The organism is uncultured Bradyrhizobium sp., from assembly GCF_964252615.1.
Lineage (GTDB): Bacteria > Pseudomonadota > Alphaproteobacteria > Rhizobiales > Xanthobacteraceae > Bradyrhizobium.
Genome location: NZ_CAXUNQ010000002.1, coordinates 70,523 through 93,253, shown reverse-complemented (window position 1 = coordinate 93,253; position 22,731 = coordinate 70,523). Strand labels below are relative to the sequence as shown.

Below are 22,731 nucleotides of genomic sequence, written 5' to 3'. Positions count from 1 at the left end.
AGTCGGTGCCTCGGCAAAGGACGTCTACAATCGGTTCGGTCAGACCTTTGAAGCTTGCTCATATTCCTGGTCAACGCTTCAAAGAAGAATAAACCGGTTACTTGCGGGGAGATATCGACGAACTTCCTGCGAACAATGGCGCTGCCCGTTAACGATAAGCAAACCATTTATCATCGGTTAATGGGCAGCCTGTTCGAAATGCTCTGTAAGTCCAACATCCGATTGAATTCCTGCGCCTTGATTCGTGCTGTATCGCACGGCGCTTCACATTGTCGAGCGGCACGGTGGCAACTGCCCCGAAACATCCTGAACTTTCGATGATCAAAGGCCGTAAACAAATCATCACCTGGGCCTCGACAAATTGAAGACTAATTGGAGCGTGACTTAAATTCCTCGCTGGCATCTTTTTCCCGGGGATGGGGGAGAAACAAGATGTCAAAAAAAACACGCTTGATGATATTTATGCGCCCGAAATCGTGGACGATGCAATCGCAACACCCGACGGGGCGATCGTTCCCGTTTATGCGTCGAGTTATGCCGGGTTGAATTCCTATCGGCCTTACCAGTGGTATCTCGACGGAAAACTGACGATCGGCGGCAATGCCTTCGGCGCCAACGTCGATAAAATTTCCACCCAATATACCGGGTCGGGCGTCAAGGTCGGCATCATCGATCAGGGGTTCGACATCTCGAACATCGACCTGATCGGGCGTTTCGACCTCACGCTGAGTTACGATCCCCGCGACACGACGGTCAGCAATATTGCTCCCGACGGTGCGGCCGACGCGCATGGAACCTGGGTAGCTGGTGTTCTCGGCGCATCGGCGATCAATGAGGTGGGCGCGATCGGTGTTGCTCCTGATGCGACCCTGGTTGGATATTACGCAAGGTTTGGATTGGGGGGATCATCTTCCAGCGAGTTGGCGAAGTTGCTCGCGCTCCAGGTCAACGTCGACGTCTCCAATAGCAGCTGGGGTTACAGCACCGCGTTCGCCGATAACTTCATGAACGCATCGTGGGCGCCGGTGGAAAACGCAATTATCAATGCCGCCACACATGGCCGCAACGCTCTTGGAACCATTTATGTTTTCGCCGCCGGCAATGATCGCCAGTTTACGCCGAACACGGCTTCGGACGGTGACAACACCAACAATCACAGTCTGACCAATAGCCGTTTCGTCATTACCGCGGCTGCATCGACGGCTGACGGGCATATTGCGTCTTTCAGCACGCCGGGTGCATCGGTTTTGGTAACGGCTCCGGGCGACGCCATCCTGACGACCACACTCGACAACGGTGACGGCAACCGCACCAACGATTACGCCGTCGTCAGCGGCACCTCTTTTGCCGCTCCCATCGTGTCGGGTGTGGTGGCGATGATGCTCCAGGCCAATCCGGACCTCGGCTACCGTGACGTCCAGGAGATCCTGGCGCTTTCATCCCAGAAGATTGACCCCGGCTCGCCGGGCTGGGTAACCAACGGCGCCAGCAACTGGAATGGCGGCGGCAACCTTGTAAGCCATGACTTCGGCTTTGGGCTGGTCGACGCGCATGCAGCCGTTCGCCTAGCTGAAACATGGACCTTGCAGAACACTGCGGCCAATGAGCGGGTGATCAGTACAACGGGAATCATCGGGCCGAACACCGCACTGTCGCAGTCGGGCGTCAACGAGTACGTGGCGACGGTTTCCGGAAATCATCAGCACTTTGCCATCGATTGGGTGGAACTGGACGTCACGCTTAAAAATGCGCACAACGGCGACCTAAAAATCGAGCTCATCAGCCCGGACGGTACCGACAGCGTTCTGCTGGATCATCCGGCCGGAGGTACAAACGCGTCCAGCAATCTGAATTTTACGTTCTCGACCAATCACAACTGGGGCGAAGCGCCAAATGGCGACTGGAAGGTCGTCATCCACGATACCGGTACTGGCGGCAGCGATTCGATCGTTTCCTGTTCGCTCAGGATCTACGGTGACGATCACGGCACCAACGACACGTACTATTACACCGATGACTTCGCAACGTTGTCCGGAAACCGCGGCGTCCTCACCGATAGCGCAGGTAACGACACCATCAACGCCGCGCCGGTCACGACCGACCTGATGCTGGATCTCAACTCAGGCCACGCCTCCGTTATTGCGGGCCGGCAAGTTGTCGTCGCCGCGGATACGGTGATCGAGAACGCATTCGGCGGCGACGGAAACGACCACATCATCGGCAACGACGCTGATAACCATCTGTCCGGCGGGCATGGGCATAACACGCTGGAAGGCGGCGCCGGAAGCGACGTCCTGGACGGCGGGCCGGATGGCAGCATTCTTATAGGCGGTATCGGAAACGATATTTACGATGTCAGGTCTTCGGGCGACACCGTTATCGAGAATTCTTAGTAAAGGCACCGACGCTGCTCTTGTCTATATCGACCACTATACGCTTTCTGCGAATGTGGAAAACGGCCTGGCTGAGCTGATCGGCGGACAGACCCTTTCCGGAAACGCTCTCGACAATTGGCTGCTTGGAAACGTCGGTAATGACACGCTGATCGGCGGCGCAGGCAACGACTCCATCGATGGCGGCACCGGAAATGACGCCATGATCGGCGGCATTGGCTACGACATTTATGTCGTGGATTCCGTCAACGACACCATCATCGAGCATGCCGGCGAAGGCAGCGACGTCGCATATGTCCAGATCAGCGGTTACACGCTCGCCCACAATGTCGAGGTAGACGCCGTCGTTGTCGCCGCCGATACGACACTCACCGGAAACGACGCGGACAATACCCTTTGGGGCAACATCGGCAACGATACGCTGATCGGCGGCGGAGGAGGCGACGTTCTGCTGGGCGGTTCGGGCGCCGATACCATGATCGGAGGTTCGGGCGGCGACATTTACGCCATCGACAACCTCAGCGACGCCATAGTCGAGCACCCCGGCGAAGGATTGGACATCGCATTCACGACCGTGAGCGGATATGTACTTTCGGACAATGTCGAAGTAGGCGCCATCGCAATTTCCACGGGGGCGACGCTTACCACCGGCCACGGAGATACCGTGCTCTGGGGAAATGTCGGTGACGATACGCTGATCGGTCAGGGCGGCGGCGATGTGCTCATCGGCGGCGTCGGTGCCGACACCATGGTCGGAAATGCCGGCAACGATATCTATGTTGCAGACAATATCGGTGACAAGGTCATCGAACACGCCGGCGAAGGTACCGACACGGTTTACGTCTGGGCCAGCGGCTACACGATGGACGACAACGTCGAGGTCGGCGCAATCGGAAATGCCAGCGCGATGACGCTGTCGGGCAACAGCGGGGACAACTGGCTGTGGGGGAATGCAGGGAACGACACTTTGATCGGTGGCGGCGGCAACGACTTTATCTCGGGCGGCGCCGGGACCGATACGCTTATCGGTGGCACCGGTGACGACATCATCATTGTCGACAACGTCAACGATTTGGTCGTCGAGAATGCCAATGAGGGAACCGATACCGTCCTGACGCTGATCAAGGACTATACCCTTGCCGCGAACGTGGAAGTTGGCGGTATCCTTGCGACCGACGGTGCAACCTTGCACGCCAATGACCAGGGCAACTCGCTTTGGGCTGGCGAGGGCAACGACATCCTGATCGGCGGAGCCGGCAACGACATGCTAAGCGGTGGCGCCGGCCATGACATCCTCAATGGCAATGCCGGCAGCGATACGTTTGTCTTCCAGTTCAACCAGGCCGATGGCGATATGGTCACCGACTTCGCCGGAAGCAGCATCGGAGAAAACGACCAGCTGATTTTTTCAGGCTACGGGTCGGCCGAAGCCGGTGCGAAGTTCATCCAGATTGACGATACGCACTGGGAAATCGCCTCGGCGGACGGTCTGGTTCACGAACAGATCACACTGCAGAGCCATGCCGCGATCACCGCCAACGACTGGCATTTCGTGTGATGGAAGAACGCGGGGCAGGACGGCGGTATGGGGCGGTTAGCACACCTACCCTTGTTTAAGAGATGATGATATCCGAGCCTGACAGCATGACGCGGAGCTGGCTCGGTGCCAAGGAATTTACGCTTACGGCCAGTATGGGCCGCACCGGAAAGCTGATGATGCGTGAAATCTCGTAGCATTCCGCTCAGGCAGGCGGCCCTCGCATCTGCAAATTGGCCAATGCATTGCCGCGCGTCAATCGGCAAGTTCAACGAGAACCGGCTGATGATCGGATGCGCGGGTCACGCCGTCGATCTGCACACGACAAATGCGATGAGCCAGGTCTTCGGTGACGAAGATGAAATCGCGGCAATCTGCGCCGTTCGGCCATTGCGCATCATCGTAGAGACCGCAGGTCGGTTGATGGGGTTGACCGGTGTGGCAGATCATCCATGCATCGCGATAGTTCGGTCCCGTCCGCGACGATCCATGAAGCACGGCATGCTGGGGATCGGACGCATCGAAATTGAAGTCGCCGCACAGAATTCCAGACGAGGCGATCACCTGCCTTCCATAAGGCTCGCGCGTGTCGGCGGCTTGCCGATAGGTGGAAGCCTCCTCCTGCAAATCCAGCAACCGACCGATCTGTGCGTCGCGTTGCGCCGCCGAATAATATTCCAGGTGCGTATTGGTAACGCGTAGCGTCCCAAAAGCGGCCTGCACGGTAACCTCGAGCGCCTGCCGCCGCATGCTGCGCGGCGAGGCGTCCTGCGGCCAGGGCAGAAGGTGGCTGGCGACCTGCAGGACCGGCAGCCGTGACAGCGTCATGTTGCCGAAGCGATGAGCCCTGCCTTTGCTGTCGATGGTTTCGATGGCTGGCAGAAAGACTGCCCGATGTTCAGGCAGCAGCGCGGCAAGCTGGGCGCCCTGGTCATTGCCGAGATCCAGGCTGAGGAAGCCGTCCGACACCTCCTGAAAGCAGAACACGTCCGCGTCGGCCAGCGATCTGGCAGTCGAAACGATCCGCTCCAGATCGATGACGCCGTCGCAGCCTTTGCCGCACTGGATATTCCAGGTGATCAGACGCATCAGCGAATACCCGCACGCATGAAAGACTGCACGAATTGCCGTTGGAACAGCAGAAACGCGATCAGCAGCGGCGCCATCGTCATCACCGTCGCCGCGGTGATGATCGACCAGTCGACACCAGTTTCCGGCGCGCCGAACACGGCAAGTCCAACCGTCAACGGCCGGCTTCCCACCGAATTGGTCACGATCAGCGGCCACAGGAAGTTGTTCCAATGATAGCTGATCGAGACCAGCCCAAAGGCGACATAGGTCGGGCGGGCAAGCGGAACATATACCCGCCAGAGAATTTGCAAGGAGCTCGCGCCTTCGACACGGGCTGCGTCGACCAGTTCTTGCGGGATGCCTTTGAAGGTCTGCCGCAGCAGGAAAATCGCAAATGCACTGGCCAGATACGGCAACGCAATCGCCGGTATGGTATCGAGCAGCCCGAGCGCACTGATGGCGCGGTAGTTCTCCACGATCAGGACGTCCGGCATGATCATCAACTGCAGCAGAACGAGCGCGAATGCGATGCCGCTGCCCCTGAATTTGAACCGCGCGAAACCATAGGCTGCGAGCGTGGACAGAACCAGTTGTCCGGCCAACACCAGGCTGACCAGCACAATGGTGTTGAGGTAATATCGCCCAAATGGCGCCTGGCTCCAGGCGCGCACAAAGTTCTCAAGCGTCCACGGCGCCGACAGGCTGAACGACGTTGCATAGGCTGCGGGATGAAACGCGCTCCAGAATGCGTAGGCGAGCGGCGCAAGCCAGACCAGCGCCAGCAGCCAGGCGGCAATGGCTTCGAGGGGATGCGTCCTCTCGTTCATTGATAGTGAATCCTGCGGTCGAGATATCCGAATTTTATCAGCGCCAGCGTACCGAGGACGACCAGAAGCACCACCGTCAAGGTCGCTGCATAAGCAGCGTCCTGAAACGTGAAGGCCACCTCGTAAATGTAGTATAGCAGCAGCGAACTTGCATTGCTCGGACCTCCCTTTGTCATAATGACGAGGTGATCGACCAGCTTGAACGAGTTGATGACCGCATTGATCGCCACAAACAGCGTCGTCGGCATCAGCAGCGGAAACGTGATCCGGCGGAACGTGTACCAGCGGCTGGCGCCCTCGACCGCAGCCGCTTCTTCCAGATCAGGAGAAAGCTGCTGCAGCGCGGCGAGATAGAAGATCATGAAGAAGCCGGCCTCCTTCCAGATCACCATGACTATCAGACAGCCCATCACGGTGGACGGATCGCCGAGCCAGTTCCAGCCCGCAAGGCCCACGAAACCGCGTAGCTGGTCCAACAATCCATAATCCGGCGTATAGAAGAACAGCCAGATGTTAGCCACCGCGATCATCGGCAGTACGGTTGGGGTGAAATAGGCTAGTCGCAGAAACCCGCGCCCGCGGATGTTGCGGTTGACCCAGATCGCCATCAGAAGCGCGAGCGCGATCGAGGTCGGGACGGTGCCCAGCGCAAACCAGAAGTTATTGGTCAACGCTCTCCAGAAGATGGCATCCTCGAACATCGCCCGGTAATTGTCGAAGCCGACGAACAGCTCTCCGCCGCTGCGCCGGGCGATGAAAAAGCTGTGCCTGATCGTCGCCACGATCGGGTAATGCGTGAAAGCCGCCAGCAACACCGCCGCGGGAAGCAGCAGCAGCCAGGCGGTTACCGCATTCCACCCGGCCTGTGAATTTGGTTGGCGGGTGGCGACTGACGATAGGGTGATCTGATCCGTCATCCGTGCGATGCCGAGCGGCGGCGCGCTGCCGTCCGGCATTCTTTGCCTTTGCTATTTATATGCCTTCAACACGCGATCCGCCTGTTGTTGCGCGGCCGCCAGCGCATCCTGCGGCTTTTGCGTACCCGTTACCGCCGACTGCACGGCATCGTTGACGAATTTGTAGATGCGGCCGTTCTCGTGGACCGACAATTCGGGCACCGCGTGATCGAGCTGGTCGCGTGCGACAATGGCAGCCGGGAAATCCTTAGCATACTTCTCCATCGCCGGCGTCTTGTAGGCAGCCGGCGATACTGCGACATATCCGGTCTTGATGCTCCATTCGGCGGCGCGCTCCGGCGTCGTCATCCACTGGATGAATTTCACCGCGGCTTTCTGTTGCTCAGGCGAGGCACTCTTGAAGATATAGAAGCTGCCGCCGCCCGTGGGTGAGCCACGGCGTTCCTTAGCGGGCAGGATCGCAACGCCGAAGTTGAACTTGGCGCCGTCCTTCACGGCCGTCAGGTTTCCGGTGGTGTGCCACATCATTGCGGTCTTGCCTTCCAAGAAGTCGGTACGCAGCGTCGCCCAGTCGACCGTGCCGGTCGGCATCACGGTTTCCTTGCGGGACAAATCCACCCAGTAGTCCAGAGCGGCAACCGTCTTCGGCGCGGCAAGATACACGTCATTGCCGGCGTCATTCATCAGCTTCTGGCCGTTCTCGATCGCAAGCGCCTGCAGCATCCAATAGGCATAGCCGGTGGTTGGGATTTCGACGCCCCAGCGCGTGACGTTTCCCGACGCGTCCTTCTTGACCAGCTTCCTACCCATCGCGACCATCTCGTCCCAGTTCGCCGGCGCCTTTTCAGGATCGAGGCCGGCTTCCTTGAACGCATCCTTGTTCCAATACAGCACGATGGTCGAACGCTGGAACGGAATGCTCCAGGTCTTGCCGTCGACCTGCCCGTTCGCCATGAACGCCGGATAGAAATCCCTGAACCAGGCCTGGTCTGCCACAAGGCCGTCAAATGGCACGATCGCGTTCTCGTCGATCAGAGTGAAGACATCGGTGGAGAGCAGGACCGACAATTGCGGCGGCTGGCCGCCTTTCATCGCGGTCATCGCCTTGGTCATCGTATCGGTGTAGTTGCCGGCGTAGACCGCCGTCACCTTGATATCGGGATTCTCCTTGCCAAAACGGTCCACCATGTCGTCGATGATCTTGGTCACTGGACCGCCGACCGCGACCGGGTAATACATCGTGAGGTCGACAGCCGCCGCCGGGCGCGGCATTACGCATAGCGCTGCCAGCGCCCCAATCAGCATCATCCGTTTAATTGAATTCACATCACCCTCCCCTGTCACGGCGCTTGACGCACCGTTATTAAAGCAACTCCGGCGTCAACCGGTCGCAACCGCTTTTATCTCGCTCATCGCCGCTACGAGTCGATCGCCTGTGGTCTGGCTGAACTGATGCTCGTCGCCCGCTTTCCACGCAAGCCGAATACCGTCGCCGGGAGACGTCTTGCTGAAGCCGTCCTGTCGCACCAGGATCGGTTGACCGTCGAGCTCGCAAAGCACGATGCTGTCCGCCCCGAGATGCTCCACGCTTGTTACCCGCGCCGGGTGACCATCCTGCGACACCATCCGAATATGCTCCGGGCGAATGCCGATCAGCTTGCCGCCGCGCGTGATCAGGTTCATCGGCGGCGTTCCGACAAAACGCGCCGTAAAGGCGGTCGCAGGCCGGCCGTAGAGCTCTTCGGGCGTACCAATTTGCTCGATGCGTCCATCGCGCATCAGCACGACGCGATCGGCCATCGTCATCGCTTCGGTCTGGTCGTGTGTCACATAGACCATCGTCATTCCGAGGCGCTGCTGCAGTGCGCGAATTTCGGTGCGCATCTCGTGGCGCAACTTGGCGTCGAGGTTGGAGAGCGGCTCATCCATCAAACATACGCGCGCCTCGGCGATGATCGAACGGCCAAGCGCAACCCGCTGACGCTGGCCGCCGGATAATTGTGACGGCTTGCGGTCGAGCAGTTGCGCAAGGCCCACGATGTCCGCGACACGTTTCAGCCGCGCGTCGCGCTCAGCCCGGGACACGCCGCGCACGCGCAAGCCGAAGATAATGTTTTCCGCAACGCTGAGATGCGGGAATAGGGCATAGGACTGGAACACCATTGCGATTCTGCGCTGGGCCGGCGTCAGATGCGTGACATCGGCCCCATTTATCATGACTGTTCCGCTATCAGGCTGCTCCAGGCCGGCGATCAATCGCAAGGTTGTGGATTTCCCGCATCCCGACGGCCCGAGCAGCACCAGCAGCGAACCCTCCTCGGCTTCAAGGGTCACTTCATCAACTGCCCGTGCTGAACCCCAGCTCTTGACGACGCGATCAAGCTTAATTGCCGACATAGATGACCAATCGGTTGCGGCGCGCCGAGTCCCGGCCCCTGTTGCTGCCAAGAAGAGGCACGGTTGCCTGCGGCGCAATTTTTCTCGTTATTGGAGTGTCGAGTTCATGCTCTTGGCTGTCAAGGCGTCTGTCCTCGGTCCGCGTGAAAGCTCTCACTTTCCATTGTACTCGCAAAGGCGTGGCACACCTCCGCTTCGTTCGCGCACAGGCCGAGACAATCGCATATGCAGACGGGACCTTGTATTCCCGCATCCTTGATAAAGCGCGGCGTTCCCGCAAAACCGTCATGCGACGGCCTTGTGCCGGGTACCCACGCCTTTGTTCCCAAATCCCTAAGACGCGGGTGGCCGGGACAGGCCATGACGATGCGGAGAGGCCCGCACCCAAATCGCTCGTGCCATATGCGATAGCCCTGCGCGCAGGGGATGACCCGATGCAGGTCGCCGATGATGCGGAAAGCGTAAATGACCTTGTTGGCAGGCGTCGCCAGATCTTGACCGACCGGGGTATGTTCCCACCTCGCGAGGACAACGCGGAGAGAGTTGAAGGCAGAGCCCGTAGCGAGCCCGGGGGATTCGAAATTGTCGCCCGTCAGCTTGATGCGCAAGAAATTACTGTACAATCTGATCTGCGGCAGTTGAATGCTACGTCGACATGGCTGCATTTCTCTGCAAAACAAACGAAAACATGGAGGAAACATTTTAATGCGCGTCTTTAGCCGTCATGCCCTGGCGCCGCTGGCCGCCATCGCCCTGCTGGCGATGCCGGCGGCCTCCTACGCCGAAACGATCCGGGTCGGACTGCCGACCAAGACCTATTGGCCTACGACCATTGCCGAAACCGCGGTACGGCAGAAGCTGTTCGAAAAGGAAGGCGTCACAGCGGAGCTGACCATCTATCGCAGCGGCGCGGAGACGTTCGAGGGCATGGCCGCGGGTGCTGCCGACATCATCCTCGATCCGCCGTCGCTGGTGTCGGCAGGCCGCAAGAAAGGGGTGATGTCGAGGATCGTCGCCAATGCCGCGATGGGTAATTTCGGCTGGCAGTTGATGGTACCGGTAAAATCGACGCTCGATGTCAAGGATCTCAACGGCAAGAAGGTGGCGATCACGGCGGCGGGCTCCGGCTCCGACCTGCTGGCGCTCTGGACCATCCAGGACAGGAAAATCGATTTCACGCGCGTGCCGGTCGGCGGCGGCGGGCTGGTGCCCAACCTGCTCGCCGGCAATGTCGAAGCGGCGGTGGTCTATTCGCCGCTGAGCTTCCAGATGGCGAAATCGGGCGAGGCGCGCACCATCCTGGATTATTCCAAGGACGTGCCGCCGAACCTCACCGCAGGCTGGATCGTGCTCGATAAGTTCGCGCACGCCAAGCCGGAGGTCGTACAGAAAGCGATCAACGCGCTCTACGGTGCGGTGGCGTTCATGCGCGCCAATCGCGAGGTCACGGTAAAACTGATCGCGGACCTCTACGAGATGCCTGCGGAGATCGCAGCACTTGAATACGACAACACGATCATGAAGCTCGAAACCGACGGCAACATGGCCGCCGCCAATGTGCCGGCTGCGGTACAGTTGTCGCTCGATCTGGCCAAACTCGGCGGGCTCAAGGACATCGTTGCGGTCGAGGAGGTGATTTCGACGGCGTTCAAACCGGTTCCGACCAGGCCCTGAGACCGCTGCGATGGCAGGCAGGACCGGAATGAGGATAGCCCGCTTCGCGATCGTGGCCGCGATCTTTGCGCTGTGGGAAATGCTGTCCCGGACGGGCACCGTCAATCCGCGGCTGCTTCCCTCCGCGTCCGACACGCTGTCCACGCTGGGCGACCTGTTGCAGCGCGCCGGCGTCCGCAACGATCTGGCCGTGACCGCGCAGGAGGTATTGACCGCCTTCGCGCTCGCCGTTCCGTTCGGCGCCGTAATCGGATATTTGATCGCGGAGAACCGCTATTTTGCCGACGTGATGAAGCCGCTGCTGTTCTTCGCCTTCAGCATTCCGAAATCCATCTTCCTGCCGATGTTCATCCTGGTGTTCGGGGTCGGATTTGCTCAGAAAGTCGGCTTCGGATTCTTCTCGACCATCTTCATCGTCATCATGTCGACCACGACGGCGGTCGAATCGGTCAAGATGGAGCACCTCAAGGTCGCCCGCTCCTACGGCGCGACGCCGGCGCAGACCGCGTTCCGCGTCTACCTGCCGAGCATGCTCCCGGTGCTGCTGGAGGCGCTGCGGATTTCCATGATCTTCAACCTCACCGGCGTGATTCTCGCCGAGATGTATGCGTCGCGCGACGGGATCGGCCATCAGATCGCCACCTGGGGCGAGAATTTCCAGATGAAGCAGCTACTGGCCGGCGTGGTGATGATCGCTGTGATCGCCATGACCTTCAACGAACTGGTGCGGATGGTGGAAGCAAGATGCAGCCATTGGCGAACGTGACGCCGCTCAAGCCTGCGCCGCGCGCCGGCGCAATCGAGGTCAGGCATGTCGGGCAGGTTTTCAGGACCTCGAGCCAGGATGTCGTAGCACTCGAAGATGTCTCGATTGACGTCAAACCGGGACAATTCGTAGTGCTGGTGGGACCGAGCGGCTGCGGAAAGTCGACATTGCTGATGATGATGGCGGGCCTGCTGCGGCAGGCCTCCGGCATCATCACAATCAACAATGCGCCGATTTCAAAACCTGACCCGAATCGGGTGGGCGTGGTTTTCCAGGAACCCAGCCTGTTTCCGTGGCTGACTGCGGAGGAGAACGTCGAGTTTCCACTTGCACTGCGGGGTGTCGCAAAGAGCGAGCGCCGCGCCAGGGCGCAGGATGCGCTTCAACTGGTCGGGCTGGACGGCTTCGGCAAGAGGCATCCGCATGAACTGTCCGGCGGCATGAAGCAGCGCGTCTCCATCGCGCGCGGCCTGGTGCAGGATCCTCCGGTATTGCTGATGGATGAGCCGTTCGCGGCACTCGACGAGCAGACCCGCATGACCATGGGCGACGAACTGCTTCGCATCTGGGCGGCGACCGGGAAGACCGTCGTGTTCGTCACCCACAGCCTGACCGAAGCCGTTTATCTCGCCGATGAGGTGCTGGTAATGTCGGCGCGGCCCGGCCGCATCGTCGATCATCTGCAGGTGGCGCTGCCGCGGCCGAGAACTTATGACATGCTGAGCGGCGATACGTTCGGCAGCCTGCGCGACCGCATCTGGCGGCACATCCGCAAATCGGCATGAGACAGCGATGACCGCAACCACGCTCCGCCGGCTGATCGTGTTGGGCCTGATTGTGTCATGGGAAGCCATGCCGCGCAGCGGCCTGATCGCAGAACTGTTCCTGCCGTCGCTGTCCTCGACGCTCGCCGCCGGCTGGAACGAAGCGGGTGAATACGGCCGCGCGCTGGCGGTGACGCTCTATGAGGTGGCGATCTCGATGGCGATCGCGTGCGGCGGCGGCATCCTGCTCGGCGCCATCGTAGGCAGCCTGCCGCGCCCGCGCATCCTGATCATGCCGATGGTGTCCAGCCTGTATGCCGTGCCGCTGGTCATCCTCTATCCGGTCTTTACGGTATGGCTCGGCATCGGCTCGGAGTCCAAGATCGCATTCGCGTCGATCTATGGATTCCTTCCGACCATGCTCGCCACTGCCGCCGGCATCCAGACCATCGATCCGCAGTTGCTGCTTGCGGCGCGGAGCATGGGTGCGAGCTTAACCCAGCGTCTTGTCCGCGTCATCATTCCGGCAGCCATTCCAACCGTGCTGTCCGGCCTGCGCATCGGCGGCGCGCTGGTTATCGTCGGGGTGGTGGTGTCGGAAATGCTGATCTCTTCGGCCGGCATCGGTTATCTGATCTCGCGTTACCGCACCATTCTGGACAGCCCGCATGTCTTTGCCGGCGTGCTGCTGGTGCTGGCAATGGCGATCGCCTTCAACGCCGCCATCCGGTGGATCGAACGCAGGGCCGCGATCTGGCACACCGGAACGCGTGGCGGCGAAAGCGTCACGGTCGAAATCGCGCCCGGCGCGCTGCAGCCAGCGACGTAGACATGCTGAATTCAAGTTGGAGCGGTCCCTTTCTCAGTCGCCGCGCTTGCGGGCTAGCACATGCCTCGTCATACCCGGGCTTGACCTGCGTATCCATCGATCTTCGAAAGGAATTCGGAAGCGGATGGGTTGCTTAGCGCTTGCGGGAGAGGTGATCCATCGCGCTGGACAAGAAACAACAAGGAGAGTGTCGTGAACCTGCCAAAGCATCTATTGCCGACGACGGTGGTCGGAAGCTATCCACAACCCGAATGGCTGGTGGATCGCGCAATGCTGTCCAAATCGGTCCCGCGCACCCGCATGCACGAAATGTGGCGGCTTCCCGCCCGGCATTTGGAGGAAGCGCAGGACGATGCCACTGTCATTGCGATCCGGGAGATGGAACGCGCCGGCATCGACATCGTGACCGACGGCGAAATTCGCCGTGAGAGCTATTCCAACCGGTTTGCGACCGCGCTCGACGGCATCGATGCCGACAATCCCGCAATCATCACGTCGAGAAACGGGCAGCAGACGCCGGTGCCGCGGGTAGTAGGAAAGATCGCGCGCGGCCGCCCGGTCGAATTGACCGACATGGAATTCCTCCGCCGCAACACCGATCGCGCCGCCAAGATAACTTTGCCTGGCCCGTTCACGATGAGCCAGCAAGCTGGAGACGAGTTCTACAAGGACGACGAAGAGCTGGCGATGGCGTTTGCCGAAGCGGTCAATGCCGAAGCGCTCGACCTGCAGAGAGCCGGCGCCGACGTGATCCAGCTCGATGAACCCTGGGTCCGCAACAACCCGGAACTGGCAAAACGTTATGCGGTGAAGGCCATCAATCGCGCGTTGCAGGGCATTACCGTACCGACGGTGGTGCATCTATGCTTCGGCTACGCGGCGGTGGTGCCCGGCTCGACCAAGCCTGCGGGTTATTCTTTTCTCGCCGAGCTCGACGACACCGTTGCGGAGCAGATTTCCATCGAGGCCGCACAGCCTAAACTCGATCTCGGGGTACTGAAGGATCTGTCTTCGAAGAAGATCATGCTTGGCGTGCTCGACCTCGGTAATTCCGAAATCGAGCCGGCTTTCGTTGTCGCCGATCGAATCCGCAACGGTCTAAAGCATGTCCCGGCGGAGAGGCTGGTAGTCGCGCCGGATTGCGGTATGAAATACCTGCCGCGGGCCGTTGCGTTTGGAAAGCTGAAGGCGATGTGCGAGGCCGCGGCAACTGTGCGCAAGGAGATCGGCTAACGCATGATCAATTCACCCCCTCGCAGGCGAGCGATGAGACGGAGCGCCGACGTCATGCCAGGGCAAGCGCCGCGGCTTCGGCCTCCGGGACCACGTCGTGATCGTAGAGCCGGCGTCGAAACGCGGCATGCGCGGCGATCTCGGCATCGCGAACCCCGAGGTCAGGATTGGCAGAATCGTATCGGAGACCGTTTTCGCGAGCGCCGCGCTGCACCGCGGCAACCCGCTCGCGGCGGAGACCCTCGTAAGCCAGCAATGCTGCGACAGCGGTGTTTCGATCCGCGCGTCCGAGGATCGTCGCCAAGGCCATGCCGTCCTCGATCGACTGGTTGGCGCCTTGACCGAGGTGGGGCAGCATCGGATGCGCCGCATCGCCGAGCAATGTCAGCCTTCCCCGGCTCCAGCCTTGCAACGGCTCGCGGTCGTACAACGCCCACCGGAACGTGGCTTCAATCCGGCTCAGCAGCGTTTCGATGCGCGGGTCCCAACCTGCGAACTCGCGGCGGAGGACATCAGGATCGCCGGGCGCCGACCACGATTCTTTCATTTCTTCGTCCGCCGGCACGAAGCCGACGTAGTTGATGAGGCCGCCGGCGCGCAATGGAAAGGTCAGGAAGTGCTTGCCTTTGCCGAGCCACATCAGCCACGACGCGGCCGGCCAGTGCGCAATGCGCTGATGCTCGATCACGCCGCGATAGGCGACCGACCCGTGGAAAACCGAACGTGAAGGCGGAGCGACGTGCTGCCGAAGCTCGGAATGGATACCATCCGCGGCGATGACGACGTCTGCTTCGGCCGTGGCGCCATTCGCGAACCGCACCCGTGCCACCTCGCCGGCCTGCTCAAACCCGATACAGCGGTGTCCGGTATGCACCGCCTGCGGCGGCAAGGCGGCGGCGAGCATCTCGACCAGGTCGGCGCGGTGCATTCCGAATGTCGCGTTCCAGCCGGACGAATCCGTGACCTGGACCGGGGCAATAGGCGTTCCGTCATGGCGGAAATAGCGAGAGTGGGGGCCAACCCTTGCGCCTCGGCTTTCCACTGCCGGTCCAAAGCCCACCCTTTGCAACTGGCGCACGCTGTTTGGCGTCAGGAACACTCCGGCACCGACCTCTCCGAGGCTGGGGGCCTGTTCGAAGACCGATACGCGCAGACCCCGGGCGATCAGCGCGTTCGCAGCGAACAACCCGCCGATCCCACCGCCGACGACCACCACGCTCAGCCGCTTCTCCGCCATCATAAGCTCCTAAATTCACCGGCCGAACAGAACCGGCTGCCGTGTGGTATCTTCACATGGACTGAAGCAGGGTTGCCATCCAAAAGGCCGGGATCAGCCGCAGTCGAACAAATTTAGGAGCAAAATTGCATGAGCGATGTGTTCAGCCGGACCCGGTGGTTGATCGGCCGAACGGCAATCGGACTGGCGCTTTGCCTTATCGTATCGAATGGACTTGAGACCCCGGCTCAGGCCGACGGCTATCCTGACCGCGCCGTAAAGATCATCGTGCCGTTCCCCGCGGGCGGAACGGCCGACGCGGTGCCCAGGCTGATTGCGGATTGGCTGTCGCGCAAATGGGGGCAGGCGGTCGTGATCGAGAACCGGACCGGTGCCGCCGGCAATATCGGCGCCGAACAGGCCTACCGTTCAGCCCCGGACGGCTACACCTTGCTCGCGTCACCGCCGCCGCCCCTCGTCATCAACCAGAACCTCTATCGCAAGCTCGGATTTAATCCGGACAAATTCGAGCCGATCATTGTGACCGCCCAGGTGCCGAACGCGCTGATTGTCAATCCGGACAAGGTCAAGGCATCGAGCCTCGGAGAACTGGTCGACCACTTGCGACGCAATCCCGATCAGGTCACCGCTGCCACGCAAGGCAACGGGACCACCTCGCATCTGACGTCGGAGCTGTTTCAGTTGATGGCGCAGGTTAAACTGCGCCACATTCCTTACCGCGGCTCGGCGCCTGCGTTGCAGGGCCTGCTTGCCGGCGATGTCGATCTGATGTTCGACAATCTCGGCGTCTCATTACCGTTGGTCGAAGCCGGCAAACTCAAATTGCTGGCGGTTGCTTCGCCAAATCGCGTGCCGGCATTGCCGCATGTTCCGGCGATTGCAGAGATGCTGCCGGGTTTCGAAGCGGTCGCGTGGTACGGCGTCGTCGCCCCGCCGACGACGCCCGGGGACATCATCGACAAGATCAATGCCGATGTGAACGAGGCGCTGCGCCAGCCGGAATTGCAAGCCCATCTCAGGAAGCTGTCAGCGGAAATCTTCGGTGGTTCGGTCGACAGGACATCCAGCTATATGCGCGACGAGGCCGCCCGATGGAAGGCCGTCATCAAGGCGGCCAATATCGAAATCCAGTGAGATGGTTGGCGCTCTGCCGGAGCATGATGAATTTCGCGTCGAGCCGCAGCTTCTCACCTCTCCCCGCAAGGGGGAGAGGTGAACTGATCGTGGAGACGCAATCATCGCGGCGTTACACCAGCTTTACGTTCTTGAGCGGCAGGCTGCGCACCGGCTTGCCCGTCGCGGCAAAGATAGCGTTGAGCACGGCCGGCGCAACCACGCAGATGGTCGGCTCCCCCACGCCGCCCCAGAAGTCGTAGGTGGGCACCACAACGGTTTCGACTTTCGGCATCTCGGCCAGACGCAAAATCTCATAGCTGTCGAAGTTGAGATTGGTCATGCGCCCATTCTCGACCGGCATCTCGCCATAGAGCGTGGCGCTGAGACCGTAGGCTACCGATCCCTGCACCTGGGCTTCGATCTGGCCGGGATTGACGGCATGCCCGCAATTGAGCGCCAGCACCATGCGATGAACTTTCAGCTTGCCCTGCGGGCTCACTGAGACCTCGGCAACGGCCGCCGAATAACTGCCGTAGCCCATGAACTGCGCGATGCCGCGATGCACGCCTGCCGGGAGCGGCTTGCCCCAATCGCCTTTCTCGGCCGCGGCATTGAGGACGCCGAGATGCTTGGGATACTCCTTCATCAGCGCGCGGCGAAATTCGAGCGGATCTTTGCCTGCCGCCTTCGCCACCTCGTCCATGAAGCATTCCATATAGACGCCGTTCTGGTTGGTATTGACCCCGCGCCAGGGCCCGACCGGAACATGCGTATTGCGCATCGCATATTCGATCAGAAGATTGGGCACGCCGTAGCCAAGCTGCGCGTCGCCGGGCGTGGCGGAGTAGCCCTGGAGCTGGCGCATGTCCTTGCCGTCGACGATGCCTTTCGGATTGAGCATCGCATTGATCGACTGGCCGGAGACACGAACGTGCAGGCCCGTCAGGTTGCCTGCGGCATCGAGACCGGCCGACAGCTTGCATTGCGAAATCGGCCGGTAGAAATCGTGCGCCTGATCCTCCTCGCGGCTCCAGATCAGCTTGATCGGCACGTCCGGGAACTGCTTGGCGATCTCGACCGCCTGATGGACATAATCCTGCGTGCCGCCGCGCCGGCCGAAGCCGCCGCCGAGATCGTGCCGGTGAACTTCGCATTTATCGAGCGGAATGCCAGAAGCTTCGGACAAGGCTGCCAGCGACGCTTCCAGGTTTTGCGTCGGAACCCAGGCGTCGGCCTTGTCGCCCGAGAGTTTTACAGTGCAGTTCATCACCTCCATGCAGGCGTGGGCGAGGAAAGGCGTCGAATAGACCGCGTCCACCCTGGTGGCGGCTTCGCCGATCGCCTTCAGCGCGTCGCCGTTGCGCCGGTCGCCGTTGGTGGCTGACGCCTCAAGGCCATCCCTGAGCATCTCGGCGATCGCAGCGCTAGACTGCGAAGCGTTCGGTCCCTCGTCCCAGACCACCGGGAGCGCGTCGAGCGCCGTCCTGGCGTGCCACCAAGTATCGGCGACGACCGCAACGGCGGTGTCCTGCACCCGCACCACCTTCTTGAAGCCGGGCATGCCGGCGATTCTGCTCTCGTCGTAACTCTTGAGCTTGCCGCCATAGACCGGACAGTCCTTGATCGCCGCGTTGAGCATGCCCGGCAGCTTCAAATCGATGGCGAAGACCTTGCTGCCATCCAGCTTGTCTGCGGTATCGAGCCGCTTGACCGGCTTGCCGGCGATCTTCCAGTCCTTCGGATCCTTGAGCTTGACGGTCTTCGGATCCGGCGGCGTGAGTTTTGCGGCGCTCGCCGCCACCTCGCCATAACGGATCGAACGCTTGCTCGCCCCGTGCGAAATGACGCCGTCGTACACGGTCAGTTCACCGGCCGGGACGTTCCACTGGGCCGCAGCGGCTTGAAGCAGCATCAAGCGTGCGGCAGCGCCACCACGCCGAACATAATCCTCCGACGTGCGTATCCCCCGGCTGCCGCCGGTGCCCATTTCGCCCCAGGCCCGCTTGCTCGCCAGATTGCGGCCCGGCGTAATACCTTCGGTGGTCACCTTGTTCCAGTCACACTCCAGTTCCTCGGCAACGAGCTGTGCAATTCCGGTGAGCGTGCCCTGCCCCATCTCCGAACGTGCGATGCGGATCACACAGGTGTTGTCGGGCTTGATCGCCACCCAGACGTTGATTTCGGTCGCAACGTCCTGCGCGTGCACAGCATCGACGCCGAACGGCACGTTCAATCCAAGGGCGAAACCACCGCCGGCGACCGCTGCCGAGCCGACGATGAACTTGCGTCGCGAGAGTTTTGCGTCGTTTGCAAAGACCGTACGGTTCATGGCTAGCCTCCCGAGCCCGTGCCTGTGGTGCCGGCGCCGGCCGCCAGATGCACCGCCTGGCGGATGCGCTGATAGGTGCCGCACCGGCAGATATTGGTCATCGCCTCATCGATGTCGCTGTCGGTCGGCTTCGGGTTTTTCTTCAGCAGCGCCACGGCCGCCATGATCTGCCCGGACTGGCAATAGCCGCATTGCGGAACGTCGACCGAGGCCCAGGCCTTTTGCACCGGGTGCGATGAGCCGACCGACAACCCTTCGATGGTGACGATCATGTCGGCGGGCTTCACATCGGCCACCGGTATCGAACAGGACCGCCGTACCTCGCCGTTGATATGAACCGAGCAGGCACCGCACTGGGCGATGCCGCAGCCGTACTTGGTACCGGTCAACCCGATCTGCTCCCGGATCACCCATAGAAGGGGCGTGTCGTCCTCGACCGGCACGTCTCTCACCGTTCCATTGATATTCAGTCTTGCCATGCGCTTCCTCCATCCATTGAGCGAAGCATAACCGGCTGACCAGGGTTTGCCTACAACTGACCGTTCGTGGGTCAAGCCCGCGTATGACGCAGCGTGACTACGGCAGCTCCCAAGCCCTTGTGTTGGCGTTGCCGGGGGTTCCCAGTGCCCGGCGATCCTCCCCTACCGCTATTCAAATGATGTCACGCGCATGAAGGTCCGCGATCGCCTCGGCGCCGTAGCCGAGCGAGCTTAGTACTTCATCGGTGTGAGCGCCGAGTTCGGGCGCCATGCGATCGAGCCTGCCGCCGCCATGGGCGAGCTGGAAGCCGCTACCAGCGAAGCGCAGGCGGCCATAAGGCGTATCAATCTCCTGGATGGCGTGGCGCGCCGATATCTGCGGGTGATCGATCACCTCTTCGATTTTCCAGATGCTGGCGCAGGGCGCGCCCGCCGCCTCAAGAACATCCACCCATGCGCGCGCGTCCTTTTTCAAAAGCGCTTCCTCGATGATCACCCGCAGCGCCGGCTCGTTTTCCTGCCGCGCGAACCAATCGGCAAAGCGCGGATCCTCCAGGGCGTCCGCACGACCGAGCGCAACCATCAGGGACCGGTATTGCTTCTCACTGTTCACGGCGAGCAACAAATAACCTTCGCCGGCCTTGAACAGGTTGGCGGTCGGTCTGCGGCTCACGGCCTGATTGCCGGACAATTGCTGACGATGACCGGCTACCGTGTAGTCGGCCACCTGCCCTGAAAGAAATGCCAACGTCGCTTCGAGCATGGAAACATCGACCATCTGCCCCTTGCCGGTATGCGTGCGCTGAAAAAGCGCGCTCGATACGCCGAACGCGGCGGTGGCGCCCGACAACACGTCGCAAACCGCAAAGCCGGCACGCGTGGGCCCGGTGTTCTGGTGACCCGTGATTCCCATGATGCCGGACATCGCCTGGATCTTGCCGTCGTAGCCCGCGCTGAGGCGCTCGGGGCCAGTCTGGCCGAATCCGCTGATCGCACAATAGATCAGCCTGGGGTTGATCGCCGAAAGGACAGCATAGCCGATGCCGAGCTTGTCCATCACGCCGGGTCGAAAGTTTTCCATCACCACGTCGGCATGGCCAGCGAGTTGCTTGACGATGACGATCGCTTCCGGCTTCTGCAGGTCGAGCGTCAGGCTGCGTTTGTTGCCGTTGATAGCCTGCCAGCCCGGGGCAAGGCCGCGCTCGGCCCATTCGCGGCTTAACGGCGTACGACGCATGTCTTCGCCTTCGCGCCGCTCCACCTTGATGACGTCGGCGCCGAGCAGTGCGAGCTGATAGCTTGCATATGGACCGGCCAATACCTGGGTGAAGTCAAGGATCTTCACGCCTTCGAACGGTCGGGTCACGTCGACGTCTCCTGGTAGTCATTTTCTTGTTTTCGTGCCCGGCCGAGTCAGGCGGCCCGGTTGCCTTTCGCGATCGCTTTCTGCTTGTCGAATTCGCTCCGGCGTCGCGCCAATTCTTTCGGGCTCATCCGCGAAACGTTGTTGTAGTCAGATTTCCAGGAGGCATCCTCACTCCACCGCAACGGCGATTGCATCGTGGTCCGTGCACCGGGGGCCAATTCCAGCAAACGCAGCGCCAAGTCGAATGTCAGGACTTGCGATTCGAGATCGTGCGGCTTGCCGGCAGAATTACCCAACGGAAAGTCGCTGAACAGGAAACGCGGCACGGCCGTGTGCTCGACAATGTCCTTTGCGCATCCCATCACCACGGTTGAAATGCCGTGGACTTCGAGGTGGCGGGCGATCAGGCCGGTGGTCTGATGGCAAACCGGGCAGTTCGGTACAAGCACGGCGGCATCCACCTTGTCGGCAAGACAACGGGCGAGAATGGCCGGTGCATCGACCTCGACGGTCACCCGATGACTACGATTGGTCGGCGCCCCAAAGAAGCGCGGCGCGGCCTCGCCGATCCGTCCGGCGACGGCAGCTTTCAAGAGCTGCGGCAGCGGAAACCAGGTACCGCTGTCGGTCGCGGTGGTGTGGGTGCGGTCATACCCGATGTGCGAGATGCGCAGATCGTGCCGCTGCGACGTGTCGCCGTCATAGACTTCGTAAAACTTGGCGCTGCCATTATACGCCGCGCCGGGACCCTGATCGCCTTTCGCCGGATCATAAGGCGCGGCGGTGGTGACGATAGTCACGCGCGATTCCGCCAAGGGTTTCTTCAACGCCTGGAACGGCGCATCCGTATAATGCGCCCAACGATAAGGCGTCGTGTAGCCGATCGCGGCGTAGTAGTCGCGGGTCCGCTGCATGTAGGGAATCGGGGAATCGCAGTCCGGCGCAAAACCTGGCTGTTCATCGAGGGAGCCGGCCATCGCTATGTCCTTCCTCTGCTTTTACACGAGATTCGCACCATCTGTGCTTGTTCTGGCGCCCAATCGAATGCGTCGATCAGCAAGACGAAAATAATTTACACTATAATTCAGCAGAATACAGCGGCGGAATCTGGGTCAGTAACAGTAATATGGGCTCTGAACGATCCCCGGCCGGCACTTAAAAGCCGGCTGCCTACGTTGATTGATCCCTCACTTGGGGCCGGTGCGCTTATCGCAACTTTCATCGTTCTCATTACGCTGTAGCTTCCCGCGGGACCTGCGTCTATTACCCAGAATTCACTTTAAAATTCGTATCGGCCGCTGCTGTCGCAGTGACCTCGGTCGAGCAATCTAAGGAGTCGCCATTGATATAACCGCTTTGCAAAATGCAATCGGCGAATCCCAGGGAAATCACAAATGACTTGTCGCAATTTGGGCGATTGGCGATGTTGATGTTCCTGACGCCGTGGTATCCGAATGTCCGTGATTGTTTCTTGCCTCCTCTTACGGTGGTGCCGAACGTCACGGGAATGAATGGAAGCGGGATTGTGAACCCGCCGCTTCCTTTGATGTTTCGAACGTCCGAGCCCGTCCCCAGCGCGAAAGTAAGCGCTTGAACAAGTCGGATTGTCGCGCACCGGTGCAAGATCGTGGGAGCTTCGTGCTGCGACCACGCTCGCAGGGCTGTTGACCAGCCATGGCGATAGGGCGGGAGCCCTTGCGGTGCTGGCACCCGTTTATGATTGGTTTACCGAAGGCCACGACACGAGATATTTAAGGGAAAGCGCCCGGCTCCTGGCCGAGCTTCGCGGTACCCAG

Annotated in this window: 19 protein-coding genes; 9 read left to right on the top strand and 10 right to left on the bottom strand. The window is 60.8% G+C overall.

What is annotated here, in order from left to right; translation table 11 throughout:
• Nucleotides 1–416: 416 nt before the first annotated feature.
• The gene (locus tag ACFE72_RS01710; protein ID WP_375411313.1) at nt 417–2,393 is read left to right on the top strand and encodes a S8 family serine peptidase; all 1,977 of its coding nucleotides are present in this window, start codon (nt 417–419) and stop codon (nt 2,391–2,393) included.
• The gene (locus tag ACFE72_RS01705) at nt 2,353–3,951 is read left to right on the top strand and encodes a calcium-binding protein (RefSeq protein ID WP_375411312.1); all 1,599 of its coding nucleotides are present in this window, start codon (nt 2,353–2,355) and stop codon (nt 3,949–3,951) included. The genes ACFE72_RS01710 and ACFE72_RS01705 overlap by 41 nt, the downstream gene beginning before the upstream one ends.
• Before the next feature lie 234 nt (nt 3,952–4,185).
• Here the strand turns inward: ACFE72_RS01705 and ACFE72_RS01700 are convergent, their stop codons facing one another.
• From ACFE72_RS01700 to ACFE72_RS01680, 5 genes are all read right to left on the bottom strand, one after another.
• Complete coding sequence (locus ACFE72_RS01700; protein WP_375411476.1) at nt 4,186–5,019, bottom strand: endonuclease/exonuclease/phosphatase family protein; 834 nt, start codon at nt 5,017–5,019, stop codon at nt 4,186–4,188.
• On the bottom strand, nt 5,019–5,828 hold the full coding sequence (locus tag ACFE72_RS01695; protein WP_375411311.1) for a carbohydrate ABC transporter permease: 810 nt from the start codon (nt 5,826–5,828) through the stop codon (nt 5,019–5,021). Before ACFE72_RS01695 ends, ACFE72_RS01700 begins: the two co-directional genes overlap by 1 nt.
• A complete protein-coding gene (locus tag ACFE72_RS01690; RefSeq protein WP_375411475.1) occupies nt 5,825–6,745 on the bottom strand; it encodes a carbohydrate ABC transporter permease in 921 nt (306 codons plus the stop codon). The genes ACFE72_RS01695 and ACFE72_RS01690 overlap by 4 nt, the downstream gene beginning before the upstream one ends.
• 51 nt (nt 6,746–6,796) lie before the next feature.
• Nucleotides 6,797–8,053 (bottom strand): ABC transporter substrate-binding protein, encoded by a 1,257-nt coding sequence (locus tag ACFE72_RS01685; RefSeq protein ID WP_375411474.1) that lies wholly within the window; start codon nt 8,051–8,053, stop codon nt 6,797–6,799.
• A 72-nt stretch (nt 8,054–8,125) separates the two neighbouring features.
• A complete protein-coding gene (locus ACFE72_RS01680; protein ID WP_375411473.1) occupies nt 8,126–9,142 on the bottom strand; it encodes an ABC transporter ATP-binding protein in 1,017 nt (338 codons plus the stop codon).
• Nucleotides 9,143–9,576: 434 nt separating this feature from the next.
• Between ACFE72_RS01680 and ACFE72_RS01675 the strand changes: the two genes are divergently transcribed.
• The 6 genes from ACFE72_RS01675 (at nt 9,577) to ACFE72_RS01650 (ending at nt 14,408) form a co-directional block, all read left to right on the top strand.
• On the top strand, nt 9,577–9,861 hold the full coding sequence (locus ACFE72_RS01675) for a hypothetical protein (protein ID WP_375411310.1): 285 nt from the start codon (nt 9,577–9,579) through the stop codon (nt 9,859–9,861).
• A complete protein-coding gene (locus ACFE72_RS01670) occupies nt 9,848–10,816 on the top strand; it encodes an ABC transporter substrate-binding protein (RefSeq protein WP_375411309.1) in 969 nt (322 codons plus the stop codon). The genes ACFE72_RS01675 and ACFE72_RS01670 overlap by 14 nt, the downstream gene beginning before the upstream one ends.
• A 28-nt stretch (nt 10,817–10,844) precedes the next feature.
• Entirely contained in the window at nt 10,845–11,582 is a 738-nt protein-coding gene (locus ACFE72_RS01665; RefSeq protein ID WP_375411308.1) for an ABC transporter permease, read from the top strand.
• Nucleotides 11,561–12,367 carry an ABC transporter ATP-binding protein gene (locus ACFE72_RS01660; protein WP_375411307.1) on the top strand — a complete coding sequence of 269 codons (807 nt, stop codon included), beginning with the start codon at nt 11,561–11,563 and terminating at the stop codon, nt 12,365–12,367. The genes ACFE72_RS01665 and ACFE72_RS01660 overlap by 22 nt, the downstream gene beginning before the upstream one ends.
• 7 nt (nt 12,368–12,374) lie before the next feature.
• Nucleotides 12,375–13,175 (top strand): ABC transporter permease, encoded by an 801-nt coding sequence (locus tag ACFE72_RS01655; RefSeq protein ID WP_375411306.1) that lies wholly within the window; start codon nt 12,375–12,377, stop codon nt 13,173–13,175.
• A 198-nt stretch (nt 13,176–13,373) separates the two neighbouring features.
• On the top strand, nt 13,374–14,408 hold the full coding sequence (locus tag ACFE72_RS01650; protein ID WP_375411472.1) for a 5-methyltetrahydropteroyltriglutamate--homocysteine methyltransferase: 1,035 nt from the start codon (nt 13,374–13,376) through the stop codon (nt 14,406–14,408).
• Between the two features lie 52 nt (nt 14,409–14,460).
• On the opposite strand, the gene ACFE72_RS01645 is transcribed toward ACFE72_RS01650, so the two are convergent.
• Nucleotides 14,461–15,645 carry an FAD-dependent monooxygenase gene (locus ACFE72_RS01645; RefSeq protein WP_375411305.1) on the bottom strand — a complete coding sequence of 395 codons (1,185 nt, stop codon included), beginning with the start codon at nt 15,643–15,645 and terminating at the stop codon, nt 14,461–14,463.
• A gap of 129 nt (nt 15,646–15,774) precedes the next feature.
• On the opposite strand from ACFE72_RS01645, the gene ACFE72_RS01640 reads away from it, so the two are divergent.
• On the top strand, nt 15,775–16,779 hold the full coding sequence (locus ACFE72_RS01640) for a Bug family tripartite tricarboxylate transporter substrate binding protein (RefSeq protein WP_375411304.1): 1,005 nt from the start codon (nt 15,775–15,777) through the stop codon (nt 16,777–16,779).
• A 112-nt stretch (nt 16,780–16,891) separates the two neighbouring features.
• Here the strand turns inward: ACFE72_RS01640 and ACFE72_RS01635 are convergent, their stop codons facing one another.
• The 4 genes from ACFE72_RS01635 to ACFE72_RS01620 form a co-directional block, all read right to left on the bottom strand.
• Nucleotides 16,892–19,090 (bottom strand): molybdopterin cofactor-binding domain-containing protein, encoded by a 2,199-nt coding sequence (locus ACFE72_RS01635; protein WP_375411303.1) that lies wholly within the window; start codon nt 19,088–19,090, stop codon nt 16,892–16,894.
• A 2-nt stretch (nt 19,091–19,092) separates the two neighbouring features.
• The gene (locus ACFE72_RS01630; protein WP_375411302.1) at nt 19,093–19,569 is read right to left on the bottom strand and encodes a (2Fe-2S)-binding protein; all 477 of its coding nucleotides are present in this window, start codon (nt 19,567–19,569) and stop codon (nt 19,093–19,095) included.
• Nucleotides 19,570–19,741: 172 nt separating this feature from the next.
• Nucleotides 19,742–20,935 carry a CaiB/BaiF CoA transferase family protein gene (locus ACFE72_RS01625; protein ID WP_375411301.1) on the bottom strand — a complete coding sequence of 398 codons (1,194 nt, stop codon included), beginning with the start codon at nt 20,933–20,935 and terminating at the stop codon, nt 19,742–19,744.
• A gap of 47 nt (nt 20,936–20,982) precedes the next feature.
• Nucleotides 20,983–21,912, bottom strand: coding sequence for a glycine reductase (locus ACFE72_RS01620; protein ID WP_375411300.1), 930 nt, complete (start codon nt 21,910–21,912; stop codon nt 20,983–20,985).
• Nucleotides 21,913–22,731: the final 819 nt, after the last annotated feature.

Bases quoted from the DNA above. Each gene is read 5' to 3' on its own strand.
- ACFE72_RS01670 (WP_375411309.1), top strand. From the start codon at position 9,848: ATGCGCGTCTTTAGCCGTCATGCCCTGGCGCCGCTGGCCGCCATCGCC.
- ACFE72_RS01705 (WP_375411312.1), top strand. From the start codon at position 2,353: ATGTCAGGTCTTCGGGCGACACCGTTATCGAGAATTCTTAGTAAAGGC.
- ACFE72_RS01690 (WP_375411475.1), bottom strand. From the start codon at position 6,745: ATGACGGATCAGATCACCCTATCGTCAGTCGCCACCCGCCAACCAAAT.
- ACFE72_RS01655 (WP_375411306.1), top strand. From the start codon at position 12,375: ATGACCGCAACCACGCTCCGCCGGCTGATCGTGTTGGGCCTGATTGTG.
- ACFE72_RS01700 (WP_375411476.1), bottom strand. From the start codon at position 5,019: ATGCGTCTGATCACCTGGAATATCCAGTGCGGCAAAGGCTGCGACGGC.
- ACFE72_RS01665 (WP_375411308.1), top strand. From the start codon at position 10,845: ATGAGGATAGCCCGCTTCGCGATCGTGGCCGCGATCTTTGCGCTGTGG.
- ACFE72_RS01635 (WP_375411303.1), bottom strand. From the start codon at position 19,090: ATGAACCGTACGGTCTTTGCAAACGACGCAAAACTCTCGCGACGCAAG.
- ACFE72_RS01685 (WP_375411474.1), bottom strand. From the start codon at position 8,053: ATGATGCTGATTGGGGCGCTGGCAGCGCTATGCGTAATGCCGCGCCCG.
- ACFE72_RS01640 (WP_375411304.1), top strand. From the start codon at position 15,775: ATGAGCGATGTGTTCAGCCGGACCCGGTGGTTGATCGGCCGAACGGCA.
- ACFE72_RS01645 (WP_375411305.1), bottom strand. From the start codon at position 15,645: ATGGCGGAGAAGCGGCTGAGCGTGGTGGTCGTCGGCGGTGGGATCGGC.
- ACFE72_RS01710 (WP_375411313.1), top strand. From the start codon at position 417: ATGGGGGAGAAACAAGATGTCAAAAAAAACACGCTTGATGATATTTAT.
- ACFE72_RS01675 (WP_375411310.1), top strand. From the start codon at position 9,577: ATGCAGGTCGCCGATGATGCGGAAAGCGTAAATGACCTTGTTGGCAGG.
- ACFE72_RS01695 (WP_375411311.1), bottom strand. From the start codon at position 5,828: ATGAACGAGAGGACGCATCCCCTCGAAGCCATTGCCGCCTGGCTGCTG.
- ACFE72_RS01620 (WP_375411300.1), bottom strand. From the start codon at position 21,912: ATGGCCGGCTCCCTCGATGAACAGCCAGGTTTTGCGCCGGACTGCGAT.
- ACFE72_RS01660 (WP_375411307.1), top strand. From the start codon at position 11,561: ATGCAGCCATTGGCGAACGTGACGCCGCTCAAGCCTGCGCCGCGCGCC.
- ACFE72_RS01630 (WP_375411302.1), bottom strand. From the start codon at position 19,569: ATGGCAAGACTGAATATCAATGGAACGGTGAGAGACGTGCCGGTCGAG.
- ACFE72_RS01680 (WP_375411473.1), bottom strand. From the start codon at position 9,142: ATGTCGGCAATTAAGCTTGATCGCGTCGTCAAGAGCTGGGGTTCAGCA.